The 21,046-nt window shown below is 73.5% G+C and carries 21 protein-coding genes; 14 read left to right on the forward strand and 7 right to left on the reverse strand.

Translation table 11 applies throughout. From position 1 onward, the window contains the following. The first annotated feature begins 80 nt into the window (after positions 1–80). Both Q1A09_RS18985 and Q1A09_RS18990 read left to right on the forward strand, forming a co-directional pair. Positions 81–1,607, forward strand: coding sequence for an NAD(P)/FAD-dependent oxidoreductase (locus tag Q1A09_RS18985; protein ID WP_299958612.1), 1,527 nt, complete (start codon positions 81–83; stop codon positions 1,605–1,607). Next, positions 1,604–2,464: a glycosyltransferase family A protein gene (locus tag Q1A09_RS18990; RefSeq protein ID WP_299958615.1), complete on the forward strand. Its 861-nt coding sequence runs from the start codon at positions 1,604–1,606 to the stop codon at positions 2,462–2,464. The genes Q1A09_RS18985 and Q1A09_RS18990 overlap by 4 nt, the downstream gene beginning before the upstream one ends. 28 nt (positions 2,465–2,492) lie before the next feature. On the opposite strand, the gene Q1A09_RS18995 is transcribed toward Q1A09_RS18990, so the two are convergent. Then, positions 2,493–3,371 (reverse strand): glycosyltransferase family 2 protein, encoded by an 879-nt coding sequence (locus Q1A09_RS18995; RefSeq protein WP_299958618.1) that lies wholly within the window; start codon positions 3,369–3,371, stop codon positions 2,493–2,495. A gap of 153 nt (positions 3,372–3,524) precedes the next feature. Between Q1A09_RS18995 and Q1A09_RS19000 the strand changes: the two genes are divergently transcribed. Beyond that, positions 3,525–5,162: an FAD-dependent oxidoreductase gene (locus Q1A09_RS19000; protein WP_299958621.1), complete on the forward strand. Its 1,638-nt coding sequence runs from the start codon at positions 3,525–3,527 to the stop codon at positions 5,160–5,162. Positions 5,163–5,175: 13 nt separating this feature from the next. Here the strand turns inward: Q1A09_RS19000 and Q1A09_RS19005 are convergent, their stop codons facing one another. Then, positions 5,176–6,174, reverse strand: a complete 999-nt coding sequence (locus Q1A09_RS19005; RefSeq protein WP_299958623.1) for a glycosyltransferase family 2 protein — start codon at positions 6,172–6,174, stop codon at positions 5,176–5,178. Positions 6,175–6,364: 190 nt separating this feature from the next. Here Q1A09_RS19005 and Q1A09_RS19010 point away from each other — a divergent pair, with 190 nt between their 5' ends. The 5 genes from Q1A09_RS19010 to Q1A09_RS19030 are packed head-to-tail and all read left to right on the forward strand — an operon-like array spanning position 6,365 to position 12,114. Next, positions 6,365–7,402 carry a Gfo/Idh/MocA family protein gene (locus Q1A09_RS19010; RefSeq protein WP_299958625.1) on the forward strand — a complete coding sequence of 346 codons (1,038 nt, stop codon included), beginning with the start codon at positions 6,365–6,367 and terminating at the stop codon, positions 7,400–7,402. Continuing rightward, positions 7,399–8,607 carry a glycosyltransferase family 4 protein gene (locus Q1A09_RS19015; RefSeq protein WP_299958627.1) on the forward strand — a complete coding sequence of 403 codons (1,209 nt, stop codon included), beginning with the start codon at positions 7,399–7,401 and terminating at the stop codon, positions 8,605–8,607. The genes Q1A09_RS19010 and Q1A09_RS19015 overlap by 4 nt, the downstream gene beginning before the upstream one ends. After that, positions 8,604–9,602, forward strand: coding sequence for a glycosyltransferase family 2 protein (locus Q1A09_RS19020; RefSeq protein WP_299958629.1), 999 nt, complete (start codon positions 8,604–8,606; stop codon positions 9,600–9,602). The genes Q1A09_RS19015 and Q1A09_RS19020 overlap by 4 nt, the downstream gene beginning before the upstream one ends. Continuing rightward, positions 9,599–10,507 (forward strand): glycosyltransferase family 2 protein, encoded by a 909-nt coding sequence (locus Q1A09_RS19025; protein ID WP_299958631.1) that lies wholly within the window; start codon positions 9,599–9,601, stop codon positions 10,505–10,507. The genes Q1A09_RS19020 and Q1A09_RS19025 overlap by 4 nt, the downstream gene beginning before the upstream one ends. A gap of 47 nt (positions 10,508–10,554) precedes the next feature. Further along, a complete protein-coding gene (locus tag Q1A09_RS19030; RefSeq protein WP_299958633.1) occupies positions 10,555–12,114 on the forward strand; it encodes a hypothetical protein in 1,560 nt (519 codons plus the stop codon). Positions 12,115–12,141: 27 nt separating this feature from the next. Here Q1A09_RS19030 and Q1A09_RS19035 read toward each other — a convergent pair whose 3' ends face one another. The 3 genes from Q1A09_RS19035 to Q1A09_RS19045 form a co-directional block, all read right to left on the reverse strand. Then, positions 12,142–12,870, reverse strand: coding sequence for an alpha/beta hydrolase (locus Q1A09_RS19035; protein WP_299958635.1), 729 nt, complete (start codon positions 12,868–12,870; stop codon positions 12,142–12,144). 15 nt (positions 12,871–12,885) lie between these two features. Continuing rightward, positions 12,886–13,086 carry a hypothetical protein gene (locus Q1A09_RS19040; protein WP_299958637.1) on the reverse strand — a complete coding sequence of 67 codons (201 nt, stop codon included), beginning with the start codon at positions 13,084–13,086 and terminating at the stop codon, positions 12,886–12,888. Positions 13,087–13,269: 183 nt separating this feature from the next. Continuing rightward, positions 13,270–14,292 (reverse strand): NADP-dependent oxidoreductase, encoded by a 1,023-nt coding sequence (locus Q1A09_RS19045; RefSeq protein ID WP_299958639.1) that lies wholly within the window; start codon positions 14,290–14,292, stop codon positions 13,270–13,272. A gap of 76 nt (positions 14,293–14,368) precedes the next feature. Between Q1A09_RS19045 and msrA the strand changes: the two genes are divergently transcribed. The 6 genes from msrA to Q1A09_RS19075 all read left to right on the forward strand — a co-directional run bounded on the left by msrA (position 14,369) and on the right by Q1A09_RS19075 (position 18,871). Next, positions 14,369–15,022 carry a peptide-methionine (S)-S-oxide reductase MsrA gene (msrA, locus tag Q1A09_RS19050; protein ID WP_299958640.1) on the forward strand — a complete coding sequence of 218 codons (654 nt, stop codon included), beginning with the start codon at positions 14,369–14,371 and terminating at the stop codon, positions 15,020–15,022. Positions 15,023–15,077: 55 nt separating this feature from the next. Beyond that, positions 15,078–15,992 carry a haloalkane dehalogenase gene (locus tag Q1A09_RS19055; protein WP_299958642.1) on the forward strand — a complete coding sequence of 305 codons (915 nt, stop codon included), beginning with the start codon at positions 15,078–15,080 and terminating at the stop codon, positions 15,990–15,992. A gap of 49 nt (positions 15,993–16,041) precedes the next feature. After that, entirely contained in the window at positions 16,042–16,464 is a 423-nt protein-coding gene (locus Q1A09_RS19060) for a type II toxin-antitoxin system Phd/YefM family antitoxin (protein ID WP_299958644.1), read from the forward strand. Continuing rightward, positions 16,461–17,132, forward strand: coding sequence for a type II toxin-antitoxin system RelE/ParE family toxin (locus tag Q1A09_RS19065; protein ID WP_299958646.1), 672 nt, complete (start codon positions 16,461–16,463; stop codon positions 17,130–17,132). Before Q1A09_RS19060 ends, Q1A09_RS19065 begins: the two co-directional genes overlap by 4 nt. A gap of 711 nt (positions 17,133–17,843) precedes the next feature. Continuing rightward, a complete protein-coding gene (locus Q1A09_RS19070; protein WP_299958649.1) occupies positions 17,844–18,335 on the forward strand; it encodes a hypothetical protein in 492 nt (163 codons plus the stop codon). Between the two features lie 11 nt (positions 18,336–18,346). Next, positions 18,347–18,871 carry a hypothetical protein gene (locus tag Q1A09_RS19075; RefSeq protein ID WP_299958652.1) on the forward strand — a complete coding sequence of 175 codons (525 nt, stop codon included), beginning with the start codon at positions 18,347–18,349 and terminating at the stop codon, positions 18,869–18,871. Between the two features lie 57 nt (positions 18,872–18,928). On the opposite strand, the gene Q1A09_RS19080 is transcribed toward Q1A09_RS19075, so the two are convergent. Then, positions 18,929–19,903 (reverse strand): IS481 family transposase, encoded by a 975-nt coding sequence (locus Q1A09_RS19080; protein ID WP_299958655.1) that lies wholly within the window; start codon positions 19,901–19,903, stop codon positions 18,929–18,931. Positions 19,904–19,995: 92 nt separating this feature from the next. After that, the gene (locus Q1A09_RS19085) at positions 19,996–20,979 is read right to left on the reverse strand and encodes an arsenic resistance protein (RefSeq protein WP_299958658.1); all 984 of its coding nucleotides are present in this window, start codon (positions 20,977–20,979) and stop codon (positions 19,996–19,998) included. Between the last annotated feature and the right edge of the window lie 67 nt (positions 20,980–21,046).

The raw sequence follows: 21,046 nt of genomic DNA on the forward strand, positions 1-21,046 counted from the left end.
GCCTGGCCGATGGTTGTGCTGTGCCATCCTGGGCGGGCAGGCCTCGAGGACGCGGGGGTGCCGACGAGAACGAGGAGCTCATGGACCGGCAACCAGCGACCGAGCACGAACGCGCGCCATCGGACCGGCACGTGGTGGTCCTGGGGGCCGGCCCCGCCGGGCTCACGGCCGCGTGGCGGCTGACCCGCGACGACGTCGCCGTCCACGTCCTGGAGGCCGACGCCGAGAAGGTCGGCGGGATCTCCCGGACCGAGGAGCACGCGGGCTTCCGGTTCGACATCGGCGGTCACCGGTTCTTCAGCAAGTCCGACGAGGTCGAGAAGCTGTGGCGGGACATCCTGCCGGCCGAGGAGTGGCTCTCCGTGCGGCGGATGTCGCGCATCTACTACCGCCGGCAGTTCTTCGACTACCCGATCAAGGCGGTGGACACGCTGAGCAAGCTCGGCGTGGGGACCTCCGTCATGTGCGTGCTGTCCTACCTGCGGGCCCGGGCGTTCCCCCGCCGCGAGGTGCGCAACTTCGAGGACTGGATCGTCAACCACTTCGGGCTGCGGCTCTACCGCATCTTCTTCAAGACCTACACGGAGAAGGTGTGGGGCCGACCCTGCACCGAGATCTCCGCGGACTGGGCCGCCCAGCGCATCAAGGGGCTGTCCCTGCTGTCCGCGATCCGGCACGCCCTCCCCCGGCGCAAGCGGGCCGGCGACGAGGTGATCAAGACCCTGATCGAGGTGTTCGCCTACCCCCGGCAGGGGCCGGGGCAGATGTGGGAGCACGCGGCCGCGCAGATCTCCGCGACCAGCGGCTCGGTGGAGATGGACTCGCGGGTGGTCGAGGTCCACCACGCCGAGGGCCGGGTGACCCACGTCGTGGCCGAGACGGCCGGGACCCGCCGGGACGTGACCGGCACCGACTTCATCGCCACGCTCCCGCTGCGGGAGCTGGTCGGCGCGATGCACCCGCCCGCCCCGCCGGAGGTGCAGGCGGCCGCGGACGCCCTGGACTACCGCGACTACCTCACCGTGGTGCTCGTGGTCGACCGGGCGGACGTGTTCCCGGACAACTGGATCTACATCCACGAGCCCGAGGTGCTGCTGGGGCGCATCCAGAACTACAAGAACTGGTCGCCGGACATGGTGCCGGACCTGAGCCAGACCGCGCTGGGGCTGGAGTACTTCACCACCGAGGGCGACGAGCACCTGTGGGAGCTCGACGACGAGGCCCTCATCCGGCTCGGCGTCCGGGAGTCCGCGCAGATCGGGCTGGTGCGCCCCGAGGAGGTCCGCGACGCCACCGTCGTCCGGATGCCCAAGGCCTACCCGGTGTACGACGACAGCTACGCGGCGAACGTCGGGATCATCCGCGGCTGGCTGGACGCGGTCGCCGGCAACCTGCAGACCGTCGGGCGCAACGGCATGCACAAGTACAACAACCAGGACCACTCGATGCTCTCGGCGCTGCTGGCCGCCCGGAACCTCCTCGGCGAGGACTGGGACCCGTGGAAGGTGAACACCGACGCGGAGTACCACGAGGAGGTCGCCCCCGGCGCGGACCAGGCCGGCCGCAAGATCCCCGGCCACGCCGCGCCCCTGCCCCGCCGGTCGTGACGGCCTGCACCGTCGTCGTCCCCACCCGGGACCGGCCCGGGCTGCTCCGCGAGGCCGTGGACAGCGCGCTGGCGCAGACCGCCGCGGACACCCGGGTGCTGGTGGTGGACGACGGCTCGGACACCCCGGTCGCACTGCCGGCGCACCCCCGGCTCACGGTGGTCCGCCACCTGCGCCCGCGGGGCGTCTCCGCGGCCCGCAATCTGGGCACGTCGCTGGCCGCCACCGAGCTGGTCACCTTCCTCGACGACGACGACCGGCTCCGGCCGGGGATGGTGCAGCGGTCGCTGGAGGTGCTCGAGACAGCTGCCGCCCCGGGCCCGGTCGCGGTGCTGTCCGGGGTGGCCGTCCTCGACCGGGACGGCGCCGAGGTCGACGCCCGGCTGCCGCCCGACCTGTGCCCGCGCGGCGCGCACTTCTCCCTCGAACCGGTCCAGGAGGGGCGCTCCTACTTCGGCAAGCAGACGCTGGTCGTCCCGCGGGAGGTGCTGCTGGACATCCGCGGGTTCGACGAGTGCTTCCGCTCCCGGGTGGTCACCGAGCTGTTCTGGCGGCTCAACCCGGTCTGCGCGATCGTGGGGGTCCCGGAGGTCACCTACGAGCTGCGCGCGCACGAGGGGCCCCGCATCTCCACCGACCGGCGGCTGCGCCAGCGCAGCTTCCGGCAGCTCGTCGCCACCCACGGGGAGCTGCTCCGGGCCCATCCGCAGGGGTACGCCGAGCTCCTCGCCCAGCACGCCCGCACCTCGGTCGGCGCCGGCCAGCCCGTGGCCGCGCTGCTCGCGACGGCACGGCACGCGCGGCTGGACCCGCGGCGCACCACCGGCGGCCTGCGGGACGCCCTGCGCCGGGGCTGATCACCCCACCGCCGCACCCCGGCGCAGCTCAGCGCCGCGCCGGCCCGACCCGGGCCCGCACCGCGCCGGCGGAGTGCAGTCCGGCGCGCAGCGGGTGCAGCCGCAGGGCCCGGAGCCAGGTGTGCACCGCCGTGCCGCGGTGGCCGGCGTCCCAGAGCTTGACGGCCTGGTGGCTGACCAGCTCGGCGTGCCGGCCCCGGCCGGCGGCGGCGAACAGGTCGCGGTGCTTGGCCTCCAGCATCTGCATGCTGCGCGCCCGGACCGCCGGGTCACCGGAGACCTGGGGGCCGTCGTGCCGCCGCCGGCGGTAGGTGGCGGTGGGCAGACCCAGCAGGGAGCACGCCGGGTTGAGCCGCAGGAAGAGCTCGGTCTGCACCCGGGAGCGGAACGACTCGTCCCACCCGCCGATCTCCTGCAGCACGGCCCGCTCCACCACCAGGGTGGACTTCAGGGCGAAGGACCGGCCGGGCGGCGGGTCCTCCAGGTGGAACCGGGCACCCCGGGGCAGCGTCGGGGGCAGCCGGGTCTCCACCACCCGGCCCTCGCGGTCCACGATCTCCACCCCGGACAGCGAGGCCACCGGTGCCGGGAGGTCGGTGGTGGCCAGGGCGGCGAGCGCCACCTCCAGGTGGTCCGGCAGGAGCAGGTCGTCGTCGTCCAGGTAGGTGATCCACCGGCCCCGCGCCTCGGCCAGCCCGACGTTGCGGGCCGCCGAGACGCCGCCGTTGGTCTCCAGCCGGACCACCCGCAGCCGGGGGTGCGGCTCCAGTCGCACCGGGGTGGTGGAGGCGTCGTCGACCACGAGCACCTCGTGGTCGACCCCGGTCTGGGCCAGTGCGCTGGCCACGGCGTCGGCCAGCAGCCCGGGACGGTTGAACGTCGAGATGACGACGGTGGCGGCGACCATGCCCGGACCCTACGGCGAGGCTCTCCGGTCGAATCCTCGGCGCACGGCCCGGGGCCGAACCCTCGGCGCACGGCCCCGGCCGCCCGGTCGCTACTGTCGGGGCGCCCTGGGGCCGACGTCGGAGGGCCAAGTCGTCGAACCGGGAGCGTCACCGTGATCGCAGAGCTGGCCGACGTGCGCGAGGATGTCCCGCACGCGGACGTCGCCGTCGTGGGGGCGGGCTTCGCCGGGATCGACCTGGCCGTGCAGCTGGGCCGCCGCGGCCTGCGGGTGCTGCTGATCGAGGCCGGCCGGGACTCCTTCGACCCGGCCGCCCAGGACCTCGCCCGCTTCTCCAACGTCGGCAAGCCGCTGCGCGAGCCGGACCCGGAGGGCCCGCACAACCCCTACCTGGACCGGGCTTTCCGCGGCGAGACCCGGATCCGGCAGTTCGGTGGCACGTCCACGATCTGGACCGGCAAGTGGCGGCTGCTCAACCCGCTGACCTTCCAGCAGCGGGAGTGGGTGCCGGGCAGCGGCTGGCCGATCACCCGCGAGGAGCTCCTCCCCTTCCACGCCGAGGTGGCGCGGGACCACGGGATCGGTGACGTCGACGCGCTGCCGGACGGCGGCCGCCACCACCCGCTGGCGCAGGAGTGCACCGCCGCCGGGATCGACAGCTCGCTGCTGCACTGGCAGGCCAGCCCGCTGCGGATGGCCGAGCGCTACCGCGACGAGCTCCGCGCCATGCCGAACGTCCAGGTCCTGCTCGGGGCGACCGCGACCGAGCTGGTGCTCGACGACGCGCACCGGCGGGTGCGGACCGTCGTCGTCCGGTCGCTGGGCGGGCACCGGGCCGAGCTCTCCGCCGACCAGGTCGTGCTCGCCACCGGCGGGCTGGAGCCGGCCCGGCTGCTGCTGGCCTCGGACCGCCAGCTGCCCGAGGGCATCGGCAACGCCCACGGCCTGGTGGGGCGCTACTTCCAGGACCACCCCAAGACCAAGCGGGCCGTGCTGCGGCCGAGTCCGGCGCTGCGCCGGATGGCCGACTGGCTCGCCACCGACCCGCTGCCCCGGGACCAGCTGCTGTTCGGTCTCTCCCTGGAGGAGCAGCGCCGGCACCGGCTGCTGGACCACGCGGTGTCGGTGCGCCCGGTCTTCGACTACGAGCTGGACTACCCCGCCGCCGACGTGGTGGCTGTTCGGGAGGCGCTGCGCAACCGCAGCCTGCGCGGGCTCACCCGGGCGACGCTGGCCCGGGCCGCCGCGCCGCGCACCCTGCGCCAGTACGTCGGCCAGCGGGTGCACCGCCGGCGCCGCGGCCGGGTGGCGCACTACGCGACGGCGATCTACCTGGAGCAGGCACCCAACCCGGAGAGCCGGCTGCGGCTGGGCGCGCGCCGGGATGCGCTGGGCATGCGGGAGCTGGAGATCGACTGGCAGCTCAGCCCACTGGACCACGAGTCGTTCGGCCGGCTGCAGGGCCTGCTGACCGACGCCTTCGCCCGCGCCGGCCTCGGTGAGCTCGACTTCGGGCCCGACGAGCTCACCCTCGCCGACGCCGGGGACGCCAACCACCACATCGGCGCGACCCGGATGGCCGCGCGACCGGAGGAGGGCGTGGTCGACCGCGACTGCCGGGTGTTCGGCACCGACAACCTCTACATCGCGACCGCGTCGGTCTTCCCGACCGGCGAGTGCGCCACCCCGACCTTCACCATCGCCGCGCTGGCGCGCCGGCTCAGCGCCCACCTGCTGGCGCTGCGGGACGACGAGCGGGCCCCGGCGCTCCGCGCGCCCGGCGACCAGTAGCCCGCGGAGCAGCTCAGTCGGCCGATGTTCGGCCCGTCGTCAGGCGGTGGCGGAGCAGCACGTAGCCGAAGACCGCGCCGCTGTAGGCGTAGGAGAGCCACAGCCACGGAACGGTGGCGGCGGCGAAGGGCAGGCCGCGGTGCCGGGCGTAGAAGCGCAGCAGCGGGACGTCCAGGGCCAGCAGCGTGCCCGCCGACGCCGCGGCGAGGCGACGGCCCGGACGCCGGCGGGCGGCGACCATGCCCAGCAGCAGCGCGCCGGTCGCGGCGACCTTGGCCCGCCCGGCGCGGTCGATGTTCAGGTCGTCGTCGAAGCCGGTCCGGCTGACGATCAGCTCGCTCCAGGGCAGCGCCCGGGAGAGCACGTCGGCGCGCACCAGCGAGGTCGCCGTCCACCGCTTGAGGTGCTTGACCTGGATCTCCGGCACCACGTGGATCCGGCCGCCGGCTGCGCGCAGCCGCTGGCCGAGCTCGATGTCCTCGATGCTGGGCTCGGTGTAGGCCTCGTCGAAGCCGCCCAGCGCGGTGAACGCCGTCCGGCGGATGGCGCCGCACGCCCCCCAGAAGGTGAACCCCTCCCGGCGGGAGCGGTGGTGCACGAAGTGGTTGAGCAGGTTCTTGTACTGGGACAGGAAGTTCGGCGCGCCCGGGGAGTCGTCGTAGGAGCCGATCAGCGCGTCCACCTCGGGGTGCTCACCGAGGTGGGCGGCGACCCGGGCGACCAGGTCGGGGCGCACCTCGACGTCGGCGTCGATGAACAGCAGCACCTCGCCCCGCACGGAGCGTGCGCCGATGTTCCGGGCGCGACCCGGGCCGCCCCGGGTGGTCAGCGGGATCACCTCGGTGGCGTGCGGCCGCACCCGCTCCACGACCTGCGGATCGGCGCCGTCCACCACCACGACCACGTCGACCGGCGCGGGGTCGAGGGCGTCGACCGCGGCGAGGCAGCGGCGCAGCTCCGGGCCGTCGCGGTGGACGGGCAGCACGAGGGACAGTGACGGTGGGCCGCTCATCGGAAGGCTCCCTGGCGGCGCGTGCAGCACCTCTCGTGGACGACGCCCAGGGGCGTCGATCAGGACCGGGGCGGACGCTAGCACGCGCCGGCCGGTGCCCCGGAGACCGTCGGGACGGGGTGGGTCCGGCCGATAGCCTGTGCCGAACGCCGCCGTCCTCCGGCGGTGCCGCCGAGCCAGGGGAGTGGACGTGAGCGCACCGATCGGCGTGGGCCTGGTGGGTTGTGGCCGGATCGCCCGGATGTTCCACCTGCCGATCCTGCGCGACCTGCCCTCGGCCCGGCTCGTCGCCGTCGCCGAGCAGAACCCGGGCACCCGGGCGGCCGCGCTGGAGATGGCACCCGGCACGGTCGGGGTGGCCGACGTCGAGGCGCTGCTGGCCATCCCCGCGGTGGAGGCGGTGGTGATCTGCCTGCCGACCCACCTGCACGCCGAGACCGCGATCGCCTCCTTCGAGGCCGGCCGGCACACCTACGTGGAGAAGCCGCTGGCGCTGGACGGCGCGGAGGCCCGCCGGGTGCAGGAGGCGTGGGCGGCCAGCGGCCGGCGGGGCGCGGTGGGCTTCAACTTCCGGTTCCACCCGCTCTACCGGCAGGTCCGCCGGGCGCTGACCGACCAGCAGCTGGGCGAGGTGGTGGCGCTGCGCTCGGTGTTCAGCTCGGCGCCCCGCGAGGTGCCGGAGTGGAAGCGCGCCCGGGAGACCGGCGGCGGCGCCCTGCTCGACCTCGCCTCCCACCACGTGGACCTGGTCCGCTACCTGCTCGGCGCGGAGATCGAGGCGGTCGCCGCCTCGATCTCCTCCCGGCACAGCGTCCAGGACACCGCGGCGGTCACGCTGCAGCTGTCCACCGGCGCCGTCGCGCAGCTGCTGGCCACGGTCTCGGCTGCCGCGAGCGACCGGATCGAGGTGCTGGGCACCGGCGCCACCCTGGAGGCCGACCGGATGGGCCGGCGCCGGCTCACGGTGGTGCCGGCCGGTGGTGCCGGCGGCCCGGCCGCCGCGGCCCGGGCGTTGCTCTCCGGCGCGTCGGCCACCCTGGACCGGCTCCGCCCGCCGCCCGAGCCGTCCTTCGCGGCCTCGCTGGCGGCGTTCGTCGACGACGTCCGGACCGGGGCCACGAGCGGCGCGACGATCGAGGACGGCGTGCGCAGCCTGGCCGTCGTGGAGGCGGCGGAGCGGTCGGCGGCCACCGGCGCGCTGGAACGCGTCGCGGGGCCGACCGGGTGAGGGTGCTGCTGCTCAACGACGGGGGCACCCCGGTCGGGGGCGCCGAGCTGCAGGCCCTGCGCACCCGCGACCTGCTGCGGGAGGCGGGCCACGAGGTGCGGCTGCTGACGTCCTCCGCCTCGGAGCTCGGCGTCCCCTCGCAGGCGGACGCGGTGTGCTTCGGCACGACCCACCCGAAGCTGCGGGTGGTCAACCAGACCGCGAACCCCTCGGCCGCGCTCGCGCTGCGCCGGGAGCTGGCGCGCTTCCGGCCCGACGTCGTCCACCTGCGGATGTACCTGACCCAGCTCTCCCCGCTGGTCCTCCCGCTGCTGCGCGGCGTCCCGACGGTGTGGCAGGCCGTCTACTACAAGGCCATCTGCCCGCGCGGGACCAAGGTGCTCCCGGACGGCTCGCGCTGCACGTTCCCGGCCGGGCGGGCCTGCCTGCGCAACCGGTGCGTGACGCCGCAGTCCTGGGCGCTGGACATGACCCAGCAGCGGCTGCGCCAGCACTGGGCCGGGTCGCTGGACGCGGTGATCACCCTGAGCGGGACGATGCGCCGGCGGCTGGAGGAGAACGGCATCCCGGTCGCCGACGTCATCCCCAACGGCGTCCGGCACCGGCCGGCGCGCCCACCGCTGACCGGTCCGCCCCTGGTGGCGTTCGCCGGCCGGCTGGTGCCGGAGAAGGGCGTCCAGGTGCTGGTCGACGCCTTCGCCCAGGTCGCGGCTGCGGTGCCGGACGCCCGGCTGCTCATCGCCGGCGACGGCCCCGGCCGCGCCGCGCTGGACGAGCAGGTCGCCCGGCTGGGCCTCACCGGGCGGGTCGAGGTCGCCGGGCACCTGGACCGGGCGACCCTGGAGCGGCGGTTCGACGACGCCTGGGTGCAGGCCGTCCCCGGGTTGTGGGAGGAGCCGCTGGGCAACGTCACCCTGGAGGCGATGATGCGCGGCACCGCCGTCGTCGCCACCGACCTCGGCGGGCCCGGCGAGGTGGTCCGCGACGGCAGCACCGGGCTGCTGGTCCGGCCCGGGTCCGTCGAGTCACTGGCCGCCGCGTTGGGCGCCCTGCTGGCCGACCGCCCGCGCTGCGAGGAGCTGGGCCGCCGGGGCCGGGAGACCGCGCAGACCAGCTACGCCGAGGACGTCACCGTCGCGCGCCTCGAGCAGCTCTACCGCTCACTGCTGCCCCCCGACGCCGATGACGTGAGGTCCTCCGCATGACCGCCAGCCCGGCCCTGTCCATCGTGGTGGTGACCCCGCACGACTTCGCGCACGTGCGGCGCACCGTCCGCCACCTGCGCGAACAGGACGTCGCCGGCCAGCTGGAGCTGGTGCTGGTGGCGACCACCGAGTCCGCGGTCGCCGACGCCCGGCCCAGCGAGCTGGCTGGTTTCTCGGCGGTGCGCACGCTGGCTGTCGGGCCGATCCCCAACGTCGACCGGGCCGCTGCGCGCGGGGTGCTCGCCGTGGGCGCGGACCTGGTCGCCGTCATCGAGGACCACGCCTACGTGCGCCCCGGGTGGGCCCGGGCGCTCCTGGCGGCCTACGCCGACGCCCCGTGGGTGTCGGTCGGGTCGGTGATGGAGAACGCCAACCCGGACAGCGGCCTCAGCTGGGCGAACCTGCTGCTCGGCTACGGCTGGTGGATCGACCCGGCCGCCGCGGGGGAGATGCGCGACGTGCCCAGCCACAACGGGTCCTACCGGCGGGCGGCGCTGGCCGCCTTCGGCGACGAGCTGCCCGACCTGATGGTCCGCGGTGGCGGGCTGCACGACCGGCTGCGGGCCGAGGGCGGGCGGATGTTCCTCGCCGCGGACGCCCGGATCGCCCACGTCAACCCCTCGACCGTCCCGGCGACGGCGGACCTGCGGGTCAACGCCGGCCGGCTCTACGGCGACGACCGGCGCCGCCAGGAGCGGTGGTCGGCGGTCAAGCGGGTGCTGTACGCCGCCGCCGCGCCGCTGATCCCGGTGGTGCGGTTCCGCCGCATCCACGCCGAGCACCTGGCTCCGGGGCGTGCGCACGCGCAGCTGTCCCGGCGGGTGCTGCCCGGGATGGTCGCCGCGCTGCTGTTCGACGCCGCCGGGCAGGCGGCCGGGTACCTGCGCGGGGCCGGCCGGGCGCCCGACGTCCTGGCCGTCTTCGAGATGGACCGGATGCAGCACCTGCGCCGCAGTGACCGGGAGCGGCTCGCCGAGGCGGTGCCGGCCCGATGACCGCGCCCGACGTGTCGGTCGTCATCCCCGCCTACCGGCGTCCGGAGCGGCTGCGCAGCTGCCTCACGGCGCTGGCCGCCCAGGACCACCCCCGCGACGCCTTCGAGGTCGTCGTGGTGGACGACGGCAGCCCCGAGCCGCTCGCCGCGCTGCTCCCGGAGTTCACCGACCGGCTGCGGCTGACCGTGCACCGGCAGGCCAATGCCGGGCCGGCGGTGGCGCGCAACGTCGGCGCCGAGCAGGCGTCGGGGGAGCTGCTGGCCTTCACCGACGACGACTGCGAGCCCGCACCGGGCTGGGTGGGGGCGCTCGCCGCCGCGCACCGGGCCGACCCCGGGGCGATGATCGGCGGCTCGATCGTCAACGCGCTGCCCGACCAGCGGTGCGCCGAGGCCAGCCAGCTGCTGGTCAGCTTCCTGTACGAGTGGTTCGACGACGATGCGGCGAGCCGCTTCTTCGCCAGCAACAACCTCGCCGTCCCCCGGGCCGGCTTCCTGGCCCTCGGCGGCTTCGACACCACCTTCCCCCGGCCGGGTGGCGAGGACCGGGAGCTGTGCGAGCGCTGGCAGCGCACCGGCCACCTGATGGTGGAGGCGCCCGACGCGGTCGTCCGCCACTCGCACACGATGGCGCTGCGCGGGTTCTGCCGGCAGCACTGGAACTACGGGCGCGGCGCCTACGACGTGCACCGCCGGCGGGTGGCCGCCGGGGAGGGCAAGGTGCGGATCGAACCGGCGCGCTTCTACTGGGAGCTGCTGACCTACCCGTTCGGCCGGGCCCCGCTCGCCCGGGCGGTGCCGCTGGCCGGGCTGATGGCCGTGTCGCAGGTCGCCAACGCGGCCGGGTTCGCCTTCGAGCTGCGGCAGCAACGCGGCGGGCGCAGCGGCGCCGAGGCGGCGGTGTGAGCACGGCGACGACGCACGCGGAGCCCCGTCCGGCCGGGTGGCGCACGGTGACCCGGGAGCCCTGGCGGACGGTGGCCGTGGTCGCCCCGCTCGCGGTCGTCGGGCTGCTGCTCGCGCCGCTCTTCCGGGACGACATCGGCCTTGACGGCCTGGCCTACGTCTCCATCGCCCGCCAGTACGCCGAGGGCGGCTTGCCGGTGAACGGCTACTGGGGGCCACTCTGGTCGTGGTTCCTGGTGCCGCTGCTCGTGGTCGGGGTGGAGCCGCTGCTCGCCGCGGGCGTGCTGCAGGTGGCGTCGTCAGTGCTGGCGCTGGTGGCGTTCCGCCGGCTGGCAGACGTGGCCGGCGCTCGGCCGGCCGTGCGCGACGCACTCGCCCTGGCGATCAGCCCGTTCCTGCTCGCCATGGCGCACTACGGCGTGTTCGTCGACGTGCTGATGGCGGGCTTCCTGCTGCTGTGGTGCAGCGAGGTGCTCCGGCCGGACTTCCCGACCAGCCGGGCGGTGGCGCTGCGGGCCGGGCTGTGGGCCGGGCTGGCGGTGCTGACCAAGATCTACGCGCTGCCCTTCGTCGTCGTCCACCTGGCCGTGGTGCTGGCGCTGCACTGGTACCGGTCGCGGGGGGTGCCCGCGGCGTGGCGCCGGGTGGGCGCCTCCGGCCTGCTGGCGCTCGTGGTGGTCGGCGTGCTGTTCGCGCCGTGGGTGGCGGCGCTGTCGGCGACCTACGACCGGTTCACCGTGACCAAGTCGGCCCGCTACAACGTGACGATCGCCGGGCCGGGGTCGGAGGGCAACCCGATCCGCTACGCCGGGCTGCTGACGCCGCCGAGCGAGGAGGCGGTGAGCATCTGGGAGGACCCGTCCCGGATGCCGGTCAACGCCGACGGCTGGGGCGCCGGCGGGGAGTCGGCCGACCGGCTGCTGGACAACGTCACCGACACCGTCGCCCTGGGCGCCGACCTGCTGACCGACGACATGATCGTGGTGTCCGCGCTGGGCATCGCCGGCACCGTGGGGGTGCTCTTCCTGCGGCGCCGCGAGCGAGCGGGGTCGCCGGCGTCCCGGTTGGTCGTGGCCGGGATCGTGGCCGCGGGCGCGATCTACGCCGGCGGCTACGCGGTGCTGTTCGTGGAACGCCGTTACACCTGGTTCCTGTTGCTGCTGCTGGCCGTGCCGGCGGCGCTCTTCCTGCAGCGGGTCCTGGTCGCGCTGCCTGGGCGGCATCGCTGGGTGCTGCCCGCCGTCGCGACCGTGCTGGCCGTGACGGTCGCGGCGCAGGCGGTGCCGCGGATGTTCGAGCGGGTGGACGAGGGCGCGCGGGCCCAGGAGGTGACGGCCGCGCTGCGGAGCGACGGCGGGCTGACCGGCCCGGTCGCGTCCAACGGCTTCTGGGAGCGGACCGCGGTGATCTGCTTCGAGCTGGAGTGCCAGTACTACGGCCAGCCCCGCGACCACGAACTGGGCGAGGGGCTGGACGCGCTGCTGGCAGAGCGGGGGATCGCCACCTTCGTCGCGTGGGGCGAGCCGCTCGCCGACCCCCCGGGCCGGGAGGTCACCCCGGACGGGCTGGAGAACGTGCACGTCTACGAGGTGTCCTCCGCGGGCTGAGAGCCGACCCACGCACGCCCGGCCCGGTCAGAGCGGGACGGCGAGGCCCTCGGGGCTGGGCTGGGTGAGGGCGTGGGCGATCGCTTCAGGCATCGGCTCGAGGCCGGTGCCGGCCAGGACGACGTCCCGGGCGAAGGCGTGCCAGCGGTGCGACCGCCGGACCATGCCGTGCCCGCCGACGATGGTGAACCGGGCCACCCGGGCCTTGGCCCGCCGCGCCCGGACGGCGAACTCCGCGGACAGCCGGGCGGGCACCCACCGGTCGCCGCGGCCGTGCAGGATCACCACGGTCTGCCCGCCCAGGTGCATGACCGGCTCGCCGGGCGGGGTCCAGGGGGCGAGCGCGCAGACCGCGGTCACCGAGGGCTCGCCGCCGGCCCGGAGCACGGCCCGCCCGCCCATCGAGTGCCCGACCAGCACGATCGGGACGTCGGTGCCGTACTGCTCCCGCAGCTGCGCGATCGCCCAGCGGACGTCGGCGTACGCGTCGGCCGCCTCGCCGTTCCACCCCGCGACCCGGTAGCGGAGCAGCGCGGTGGCGATCCCGCGGTCAGCGGTGCTGCGGTGCACGAACGACTGGAACGCCCGCATCCGCACCAGCGAGAGCGCGCGCTCCTTGGGCGGGTCGACGCTGGCGACGGTGCCGCCGTGGCAGAACAGCGCGATCCCGCGGGTCTCGCCGACCGCGGGCAGCTGCTCCAGGGCGGGAGTGCGCGGGTCGGGGCGGTCGGCGTCCGGGGTGTCGGGGGTGCTCACGTCGTCGTCCTCGGGTCAGCGGCGGCGCTTGCCGCCCAGCTTCCGCTGCGCCCGCTCGCCGAGGTCGCCGGCCTTGAGCAGGCCGTTGCTGACCGCGGAGGGTCCGTTGCGCTGCTCCAGCGTCCGGCCGAGGCGGCGCAGCACCTTCACGGCCAGTGGCGCGAGGACGGTCAGGATGACCCACATGCGGAAACGGCGGGTGAGGAAGAGCCACATGGGCCGGAGTCTGCCCTGATCCGCCGATCGCCAACCGGGCCCCGGCCCGCGCCCCACATGATCACCCCGGGCTGAGGGTGGTCTCGACGGCCCGGTGGCAGCCCTCAGCCCGGGGTGATCACCTCGGGTTCAGCGGGGTGTCGGCGCCCGGGAGGCCCCGGTGCGTCCGGGGTGATCACCCGATCAGCGCGGGTCGGGGGCCAGCCGGACGACCATCTTCCCGGTGTTGCCGCCGCGCAGCAGCGAGCGGAAGGCGTCCACCGCGGAGTCCAGGCCGTCGACCACCGTCTCGCGGGCGACGACCGAACCGTCCCGCAGCCACCCCGACACCGCGGTCACGAACTCCGGGCGCAGGTCGGCGTGGTCGCCGACGATGAACCCGCGCAGGGTCAGCCGCTTGCCGACGATCTGCCCGAGGTTGCGCGGCCCGGGCGGGGCGGTGGTCGCGTTGTACCCGGAGATCGACCCGCACAGCGCGGCCCGGCCGTACGTCCGGAACGCCCCGATCGCCGCCTCCAGGTGCTCCCCGCCGACGTTGTCGAAGAAGACGTCGATGCCCTCAGGTGCGGCCGCGCCGAGCAGGTCGGCGACCGGCCCGTCGTGGTAGTCGAACGCCGCGTCGAAGCCGAGCTCGTCGCGCAGCCAGCGCACCTTCTCCGGCGTCCCGGCGCTGCCCACGACCCGGGACGCCCCGCGCAGCCGGGCGAACTGGCCGACCAGGCTGCCGACCGCCCCGGCGGCGCCGGAGACGAAGACGGCGTCCCCCTCCCGGAAGGACGCCAGCCGGAACAGCCCGGCCCACGCGGTCAGCCCCGGCATGCCGAGCACGCCCAGGTACAGCGACAGCGGCAGGCCGGGCAGCGGGTCCACCACCGACACGTGCCCGGCCGGGACGACGGCGACGTCCCGCCACCCGAGCCCGTGCAGCACCAGTGCACCCTCGGGGACGTCGTCCGACCGGGAGGCGACCACCTGCCCGACGGTGCCGCCCTGCATCGTCTCGCCGAGCTCCCAGCTGGGGGCGTAGGACTTCGTCGCGCTCATCCGGCCGCGCATGTACGGGTCGACCGACATCGCGATCGTCCGCACGACGACCTCACCGGGCGCGGGGTCCGGCCGCTCCATCGTCACGAGACGGAAGTCCTCCGGCACCGGCTCGCCCTGCGGACGTCGGATCAGCTGCCACTCGCGGGTCTGGATCGGCATCCCCCGAGGGTGCCCCTGCCCGCGCGGTCGCACGAGCCGGGGGCCGCCGGCTGCCGGACGGACATACAGTCAGCGCATGTTCTTCTCCCGCGCCAAGACCCGGCCGGTCACCGCGGAGGACGCGCTGACCGGCCGTGTCGAACCGCTCCCCGGCATCCCCGAGGTGCACGCGGTCAACGGCCACCGGATCTCCCCGCCGTTCCCCGAGGGGATGCAGACCGCCGTCTTCGGCGCCGGCTGCTTCTGGGGTGTGGAGAAGGTGTTCTGGGAGACCCCGGGCGTGTGGTCGACCGCCGCGGGCTACGCCGGCGGGTACACCCCGAACCCCACGTACGAGGAGGTCTGCTCGGCGCGCACCGGGCACACCGAGGCCGTGCTGGTCGTCTTCGACCCGGCCGTGCTCTCCTACGACCGGCTGCTGAAGGAGTTCTGGGAGGAGCACGACCCGACCCAGGGCATGCGCCAGGGCAACGACATCGGCACCCAGTACCGCTCGGCCATCTACACCCAGGGCCCGGAGCAGGAGGCCGCTGCCACGGTGAGCCGCGACCTGTTCCAGGAACGGCTGACCGCGGCCGGCTACGGCGAGATCACCACCGAGATCGCCCCGCTCGGCGACTTCTTCTACGCCGAGGCCTACCACCAGCAGTACCTGTACAAGGTTCCCGGTGGCTACTGCCCGGTGAACTCCACCGGCGTCGCCTGCCCGATCGGCCTCCCCGGCGTGTGACGCCCGGGCCTCCTCGATAGCGTCGGGCGACGCCCACCAGTCGAGGAGGCCTGCGATGGACGCACTGCGCACACCCGAGAGCCGGTTCACCGACCTGCCCGAGTTCCCCTACGAGCCCCGTTACGTCGAGGTGGACGACGGGGACGGCGGTCGGCTGCGGGTCGCCGTCCTGGTCGAGGGCCCGGACGACGGCGAGACGGTGCTCCTGCTGCACGGCGAGCCGTCGTGGTCGTTCCTGTACCGCCGGATGATCCCGGCGCTCACCGCGGCCGGTCTGCGCGTCGTCGTCCCGGACCTGGTCGGCTTCGGCCGCTCCGACAAGCCCACCGAGCTGACCGACTACACCTACGCCCGGCACGTGGGCTGGATGCGCCAGGCCCTGTTCGACGAGCTGGGGCTCACGGACCTGACCCTGGTCTGCCAGGACTGGGGCGGGCTGATCGGGCTGCGCCTGGTCGCCGAGCACCCCGACCGGTTCGCCCGGGTGGTGGCGGCGAATACCGGCCTGCCCACCGGTGACCGCCCGATGAGCGAGGCCTTCCTCGCCTGGCAGCGGGCCGCCGCGGGGATGACCAGCATGCAGGTGGGCCGGATCGTCTCCAACGGCACCGCCACCGACCTGGCGCCCGAGGTGGTGGCGGCCTACGACGCCCCGTTCCCCGAGGACCGGTACAAGGCCGGCGCCCGGGTGTTCCCGTCGCTGGTGCCCACCCGCCCCGACGACCCGGCCGCCGAGGCCAACCGCGCCGCCTGGGCGGTGCTGCGCACCTGGGACAAGCCGTTCCTGACCGCGTTCTCCGACTCCGACCCCATCACCGGCGGCGGCGACGCGGTCTTCCAGAAGCTGGTTCCCGGCGCGCAGGGGATGCTGCACACCACGCTGGCCGGCGGCGGGCACTTCCTCCAGGAGGACGTCGGCCCCGAGCTGGCCCAGGTGGTCGTCGACCTGATCGCCGCCACACCCCGGTAGCGACGTCGGCACGTTGCCGTGCCTGCCTCGTCGCGCGTACCGGTCGTCGGTGGAACGCCATGAGCCAGCCGGTTCCTCGAACGGGGTGGCGCCGCGGCGATCTGTGCAGAAATCTGCTCAGTCGAACCGTACCGTGGGCGTCATGACGGTCTTGGATCCGCACGCGCACGTCGTCTCCGTGACCGACGCGGCGAAGTCCGGGCTGCCCAAACTGCTCCGGGATGCGGAGAACGGTGCCGACGTCATCGTCGAGCGCCACGGCAGAGCCGTGGCCGCCGTGGTCAGCATGCGCCACCTCGAGGAGATCCAGCGCCTGGAGACCGACCTCCGCGAGACCGCGCTGCTGCTGTCACGGGCGGCCACCGACACCGGGCACCGCACCGGCCTGGACGAGGTGCTGAGCGCGCTCGGGCTCGACCGCGCTGAGCTCGAAGCCGAACTGGACGACGACCTCGCGGCCGGATGCGGGTGACCAGCCGGCCCCGACAGCCGGCCGGAAAGACCACGCGGAAGAGCCCCGCCGCCGCAGGGCGCACGTCCGGTCGGCATCCCGACGCCGAGCGCACCGTCGTCCGGTTCACCGACGCAGCACTGTCCGACCTGCAGTCGATGGTGCGCAAGGGCGACCCGCAGGTCGTGCGGTGGGCGCTGAAGAAGTGTCTGCTGCTGGAGCGTGACCCCGAAGCTGGTGAGGCGCTGCGCGGGGCGCTGATCGGCTACCGCAAGCTCGTCGTCGGGAACCGGAACTGGCGGATCGTCTGGCGGATCACCCACGACGATGCGGGCCGCCCGGTGGTCGACGTCGCGGAGGTGTGGGCGCTGGGCGCACGGAGTGACAGCGAGGTCTACGCCGAGATGACCGCCCGGGTGGCGACCCTGTCCGCCACGTCGGCGACCGTCCCGCTGGCGGAGGCCATCGAACGGCTGGGCAGGGCCGCTGCCGGCATCCAGCCGGCCAGCGCTGAACCCGCCACGGGCCCTGCGGACGACGGCACCGGAGCCGACGTGGCGCCAGGGCTGCCCAGCTGGCTGGTCCAGTCGCTGATCAAGGTCGTGGGCCTGCCGCCGGCAGAGGTGGCGCAGCTGACCGATGCCGGGGCCCACCGTCGGTGGGACGAGTTCATCACCACCTCGCACTGACGCAGCAGCGCCGCCCAGGGGGCCTTCGAGGGATCAACGCGCCGACAGCGCGGGACTCAGTCCCCGTCATTCCGGCGGGCGTCCCGAGCTCACCGCTCACCCATCAGGCGGTGATGTACCACCATCCTGATGCACCCAGATCCCAGCGACGCCGATACAACATAACCTCCTTTATGTTGTATCGACTTCGGGCGAACTTCTTGGGTGGTCAGTCGGTAGCGCGGTCATACCCGAGCCCCGCGACCAGCAAGGCCACCGCGCCCGCCGCGGCAGCAAGGGCGGCCGACCGGTCAGCTGCGACCGGGAGCTGTAAAGAAGCGCAACGTCGTCGAGGGCTCCTTCGCCCTGCTCAAGCAGGGGCGCGGACTGGCCACCCGCTAGGACAAGCACGCACTCATCTACCGCGGAGCCGTCGTCCTCGCCTGGACCCGCACTTGAAAGACACGCCCTAGGTGTGCCGGACAGTGGCAGTCGTCTGGGCGAAATGCAAGACCTCCTGGCCGCGCGTCCTTGTGGAAACGATTGCAGACTGCCACATGGGCCTGAAAATGTTGATGCGAAGACCGACTTCCTTCATCCGTCGATACATCAGCCAGGTCCTTGCTCCCGCTCACTAAAGGTTCTCGTGACTCGTGGGACGACACCGTTGACATGGTCAAGTGGTGTCCCTACTGTGCTGCCAAACAAGCCGCAACTCGAGAGGGAAGGTGGGTGTTGAGAATCGTCCGCAGTTCGGCGGGAGCCGCTTTGCTCGCGCTTGGAATGCTCCTTTTGTCGGCGTGCTCGGACGATGAAAAGGATGGCGAGCAGGTAGCGGAGTCGCCGTCGGCCTCGTCAACGACTGCTTCTGCGTCGGCGACTGCTCCGGTGCTCCAAGACCCGCTGGACGAGATCACGAACCCCGACTCAAGCGACTTCGTCGCAGAAGGGGTGACGACCTTGTTGCACGAGAAGGGCACGGGTCCGCAGGTGTTCTCGATAGATAGACCTGAAGGTGTCGAGCGCATCCGCTTTTATGTGTCCTGCACGCCAGACAGTGAGTACACATTGACAATGGGCCTTTTCTTCGCGGGTCCGTGTGCGCCGCGATTCCTGAATAACGGCGGCATTCCCGTGCCGTCGGAGGGATCGCAGTTCGAGGTGGATCTCGACATCCCGGCCGGCATCGATTACTGGATCGTTGCCATACCCACTACCCTATGAGAGAAGCGACTGTGAAGAAGAGCATTATCACCTCGGCGATGGCCCTCGCCCTCGTTGCCAGCGGCGGCTCGGTCGCCATGGCCGGCGAGCAGGGGGTGCAGGGCCTCTGCGAGGGTGGCTACGTGAACGTGGCCTCGAACACCGGCGTGGGCTTCCAGCAGGCGACCGGGCTCAACAGCTCGATCACCGGCAACAGGGGCGTGACGCTGGCGATCAGCACGTCGACCACCTTCACGGTGACCGGCACCGTCAGCGCCAACACCGACATCAGCGTAGGGGCGGCCCTCGCCGCGGTGAAGGTCAACACCGGAGTGTCGGTCGCCGCCAGCAAGGCCGGAACTACGTCGGCGAGTGGTGCCTGGGTCGTGCCCGACACCATGAACGTCGGCCGCCTGCAGATCGGGGCCATGAAGTACCGGGGTTCGGTGACCAGGTACCGGGAGAGCGCGAGCTGCGCCCGCACCAAGGTCGGCACGTCGGTCAGCTACAACGTGCCGAAGAACGAGTGGCACTTCATGACCAGCAAGGTCTCCTGAGGCACGACAGTTCGGCGGGTGTGTCGGTTCCGGCCGACACACCCGCCGTTCTTTGTTCTAGGTGTACTGACCCGCAGCGTTGTTGACGCGGTCGGTGGGTGAGCGTCCGCCGATACCCAGGTGGGGCCGGTTCAGGTTGTAGTGGGCCAGCGAGGTGGGCAAGAGGGCGGCGCGGGTGTCGTCGCTGGCGAAGGGCCGGGAGTGGGCCCACTCGGCGCCGAGGGTGCGGTTGAAGCGTTCGACCTTGCCGTTGGTCCAGGGGCAGTGCGGGCGGATGAACTTCTGCCGGGCGACGATCGCGGCTGCGGCGGCGGCGAAGTTCCGGGAGACGCGGTAGTTCTTGGCGTTGTCAGTGATGACCCGTTCGATGGTGATGCCGTGGCTGGCGTAGAAGGCGGCGGCGCGGGTGAGGAACCCGGCGCAGGTGGGGCCCTTTTCATCTCCCAGGATCTCGGCGTAGGCCAGCCGGGAGTGGTCATCGATGGCGGCGTGGACGTAGTCATAGCCCAGTCCGCGAGCCGAGGTGGGGCGCGTGCCGCGGCCGTGGGCGCGCCAGCCGCCACCGTCGGGGATGCGTCCGAGCTTCTTCACATCGACGTGGACCAGGGAGCCGGGGTGGTCGTGTTCGTAGCGGTTGGCGCTGCGCCGAGTCGCCCGGATGACCTGCCCGGTGACCGGGTCGCAGGCGGCCAGCGGCGGCGTCTGGTGCCGGCGTAGGACGCGGCCAACGGTGGAGGCCGGCACGTTCAGGTGCGCTGCGATGGCGACCGGCCCGGAGCGGGACAGGTGCCGGGAGATCCGGACCCGGGTCTGGGTGCAGGCCGGAGTGCGCTTGGGGTGGCTGGGGGCGTGGCTGGGCCGGTCGACCAGGCCGACCTTGCCCTCGGTCCGCCACCTGCTCCACCACTTGTAGGCACATGCCCGGGAGACGCCCATCTCCGCGGCCACGTGTGCTGGTGGGCGACCGGTGGCGATCCGCTCAACCAAGATCAGGCGCCCGGCCGGAGTCAGCCGGGCATTAGCGTGGGACACGAGCGACCTCCGCGGTCGGAATGGATGCCGTCAGACAGCTCCACCCGACCCGGAGGTCGCTCCTACGTCAACAACGGTCCTGGTCAGTACACCTAGGGCAGTGTGGGTGTGGGGCGCTGCTGGGGTACCAGGACGGGCACGAGGCGGACGTAGATGACCATGCCGATGAGCTCGACGAGGGTCTGGGTGACGGCGATCGCTGGTGCCAGTGCCAGCGATGCGGGCAGCGCGAGGGCCAGGGGCAGGATCACCAGGCCGTTGCGGGTGGCGCCGCTGAAGACCAGGGCTCGCCGCGAGGGGACGTCGAGGCCGAAGGTGCGGCCGGTGAGTGCACCGACGACGGCCATGACGACCAGGAACCCGGCGAAGATCGGCACCACGCGCAGGAGCTGGTCGGCGGCCTCGCTGGCCAGCTGCGCCTGGGAGGCCACGACGACGGCCAGGGTGGTCATCATCAGCGGGACCATGAGGGCCTGCACCAGTGCCTGCAGACGGGCGCCGACCCGGTGGCGGCGGGCCAGCGCCTGGGTGGCGGCGGCCGCGGTCAGCGGCAGCACGATCAGCACGAGGAACGCCTCGGCGAAGGGGCCAGCCTCCACGACGTCGAGGCCTTCGGGGCCGATGAAGACCAGCAGGTACACCGGCAGCAGCAGCAGCTGGGCGAGCATCAGCAGCGGGGAGGCGGCCAGCAGCCGTTCGGAGGCGGCTCCGGCGAGGCCGCTGAACACGATGACGTAGTCGATGCAGGGGGTGAGCAACACGAGCAGCATCCCGAAGACCAGGGCGGGGGAGTCGGCGACGAGGCGCGACAGGCCGTAGGCGATCACCGGCACCAGGACGAAGTTCAGCACGACCACGGCGACCATGAACCGCCCGTCCCGCGCGGCCCGGGTGATCGCGGCGAAGGGGATGCCGAGGAAGGTCGCGTAGAGCAGCAGCGCCAGCACTGGGTTGATCGCCACCTCGAGCCCTGGGGCGCCAGGAACCAGCAGCCCGATGCCTGCTCCGGCGATGATCGCCAGCAGGTACAGGCCGATCTGGTGGCGCTCCAGCCGGGCCATGAGGTGTCCGGTCATGCCGGGCGCCGCAGGTGAGACGCGGGGCCGGGCAGCGGGGCAGGCGGCAGCGAGGGGACAGGCACGG

This window comes from uncultured Modestobacter sp. (genome assembly GCF_947486615.1).
Lineage (GTDB): Bacteria > Actinomycetota > Actinomycetes > Mycobacteriales > Geodermatophilaceae > Modestobacter.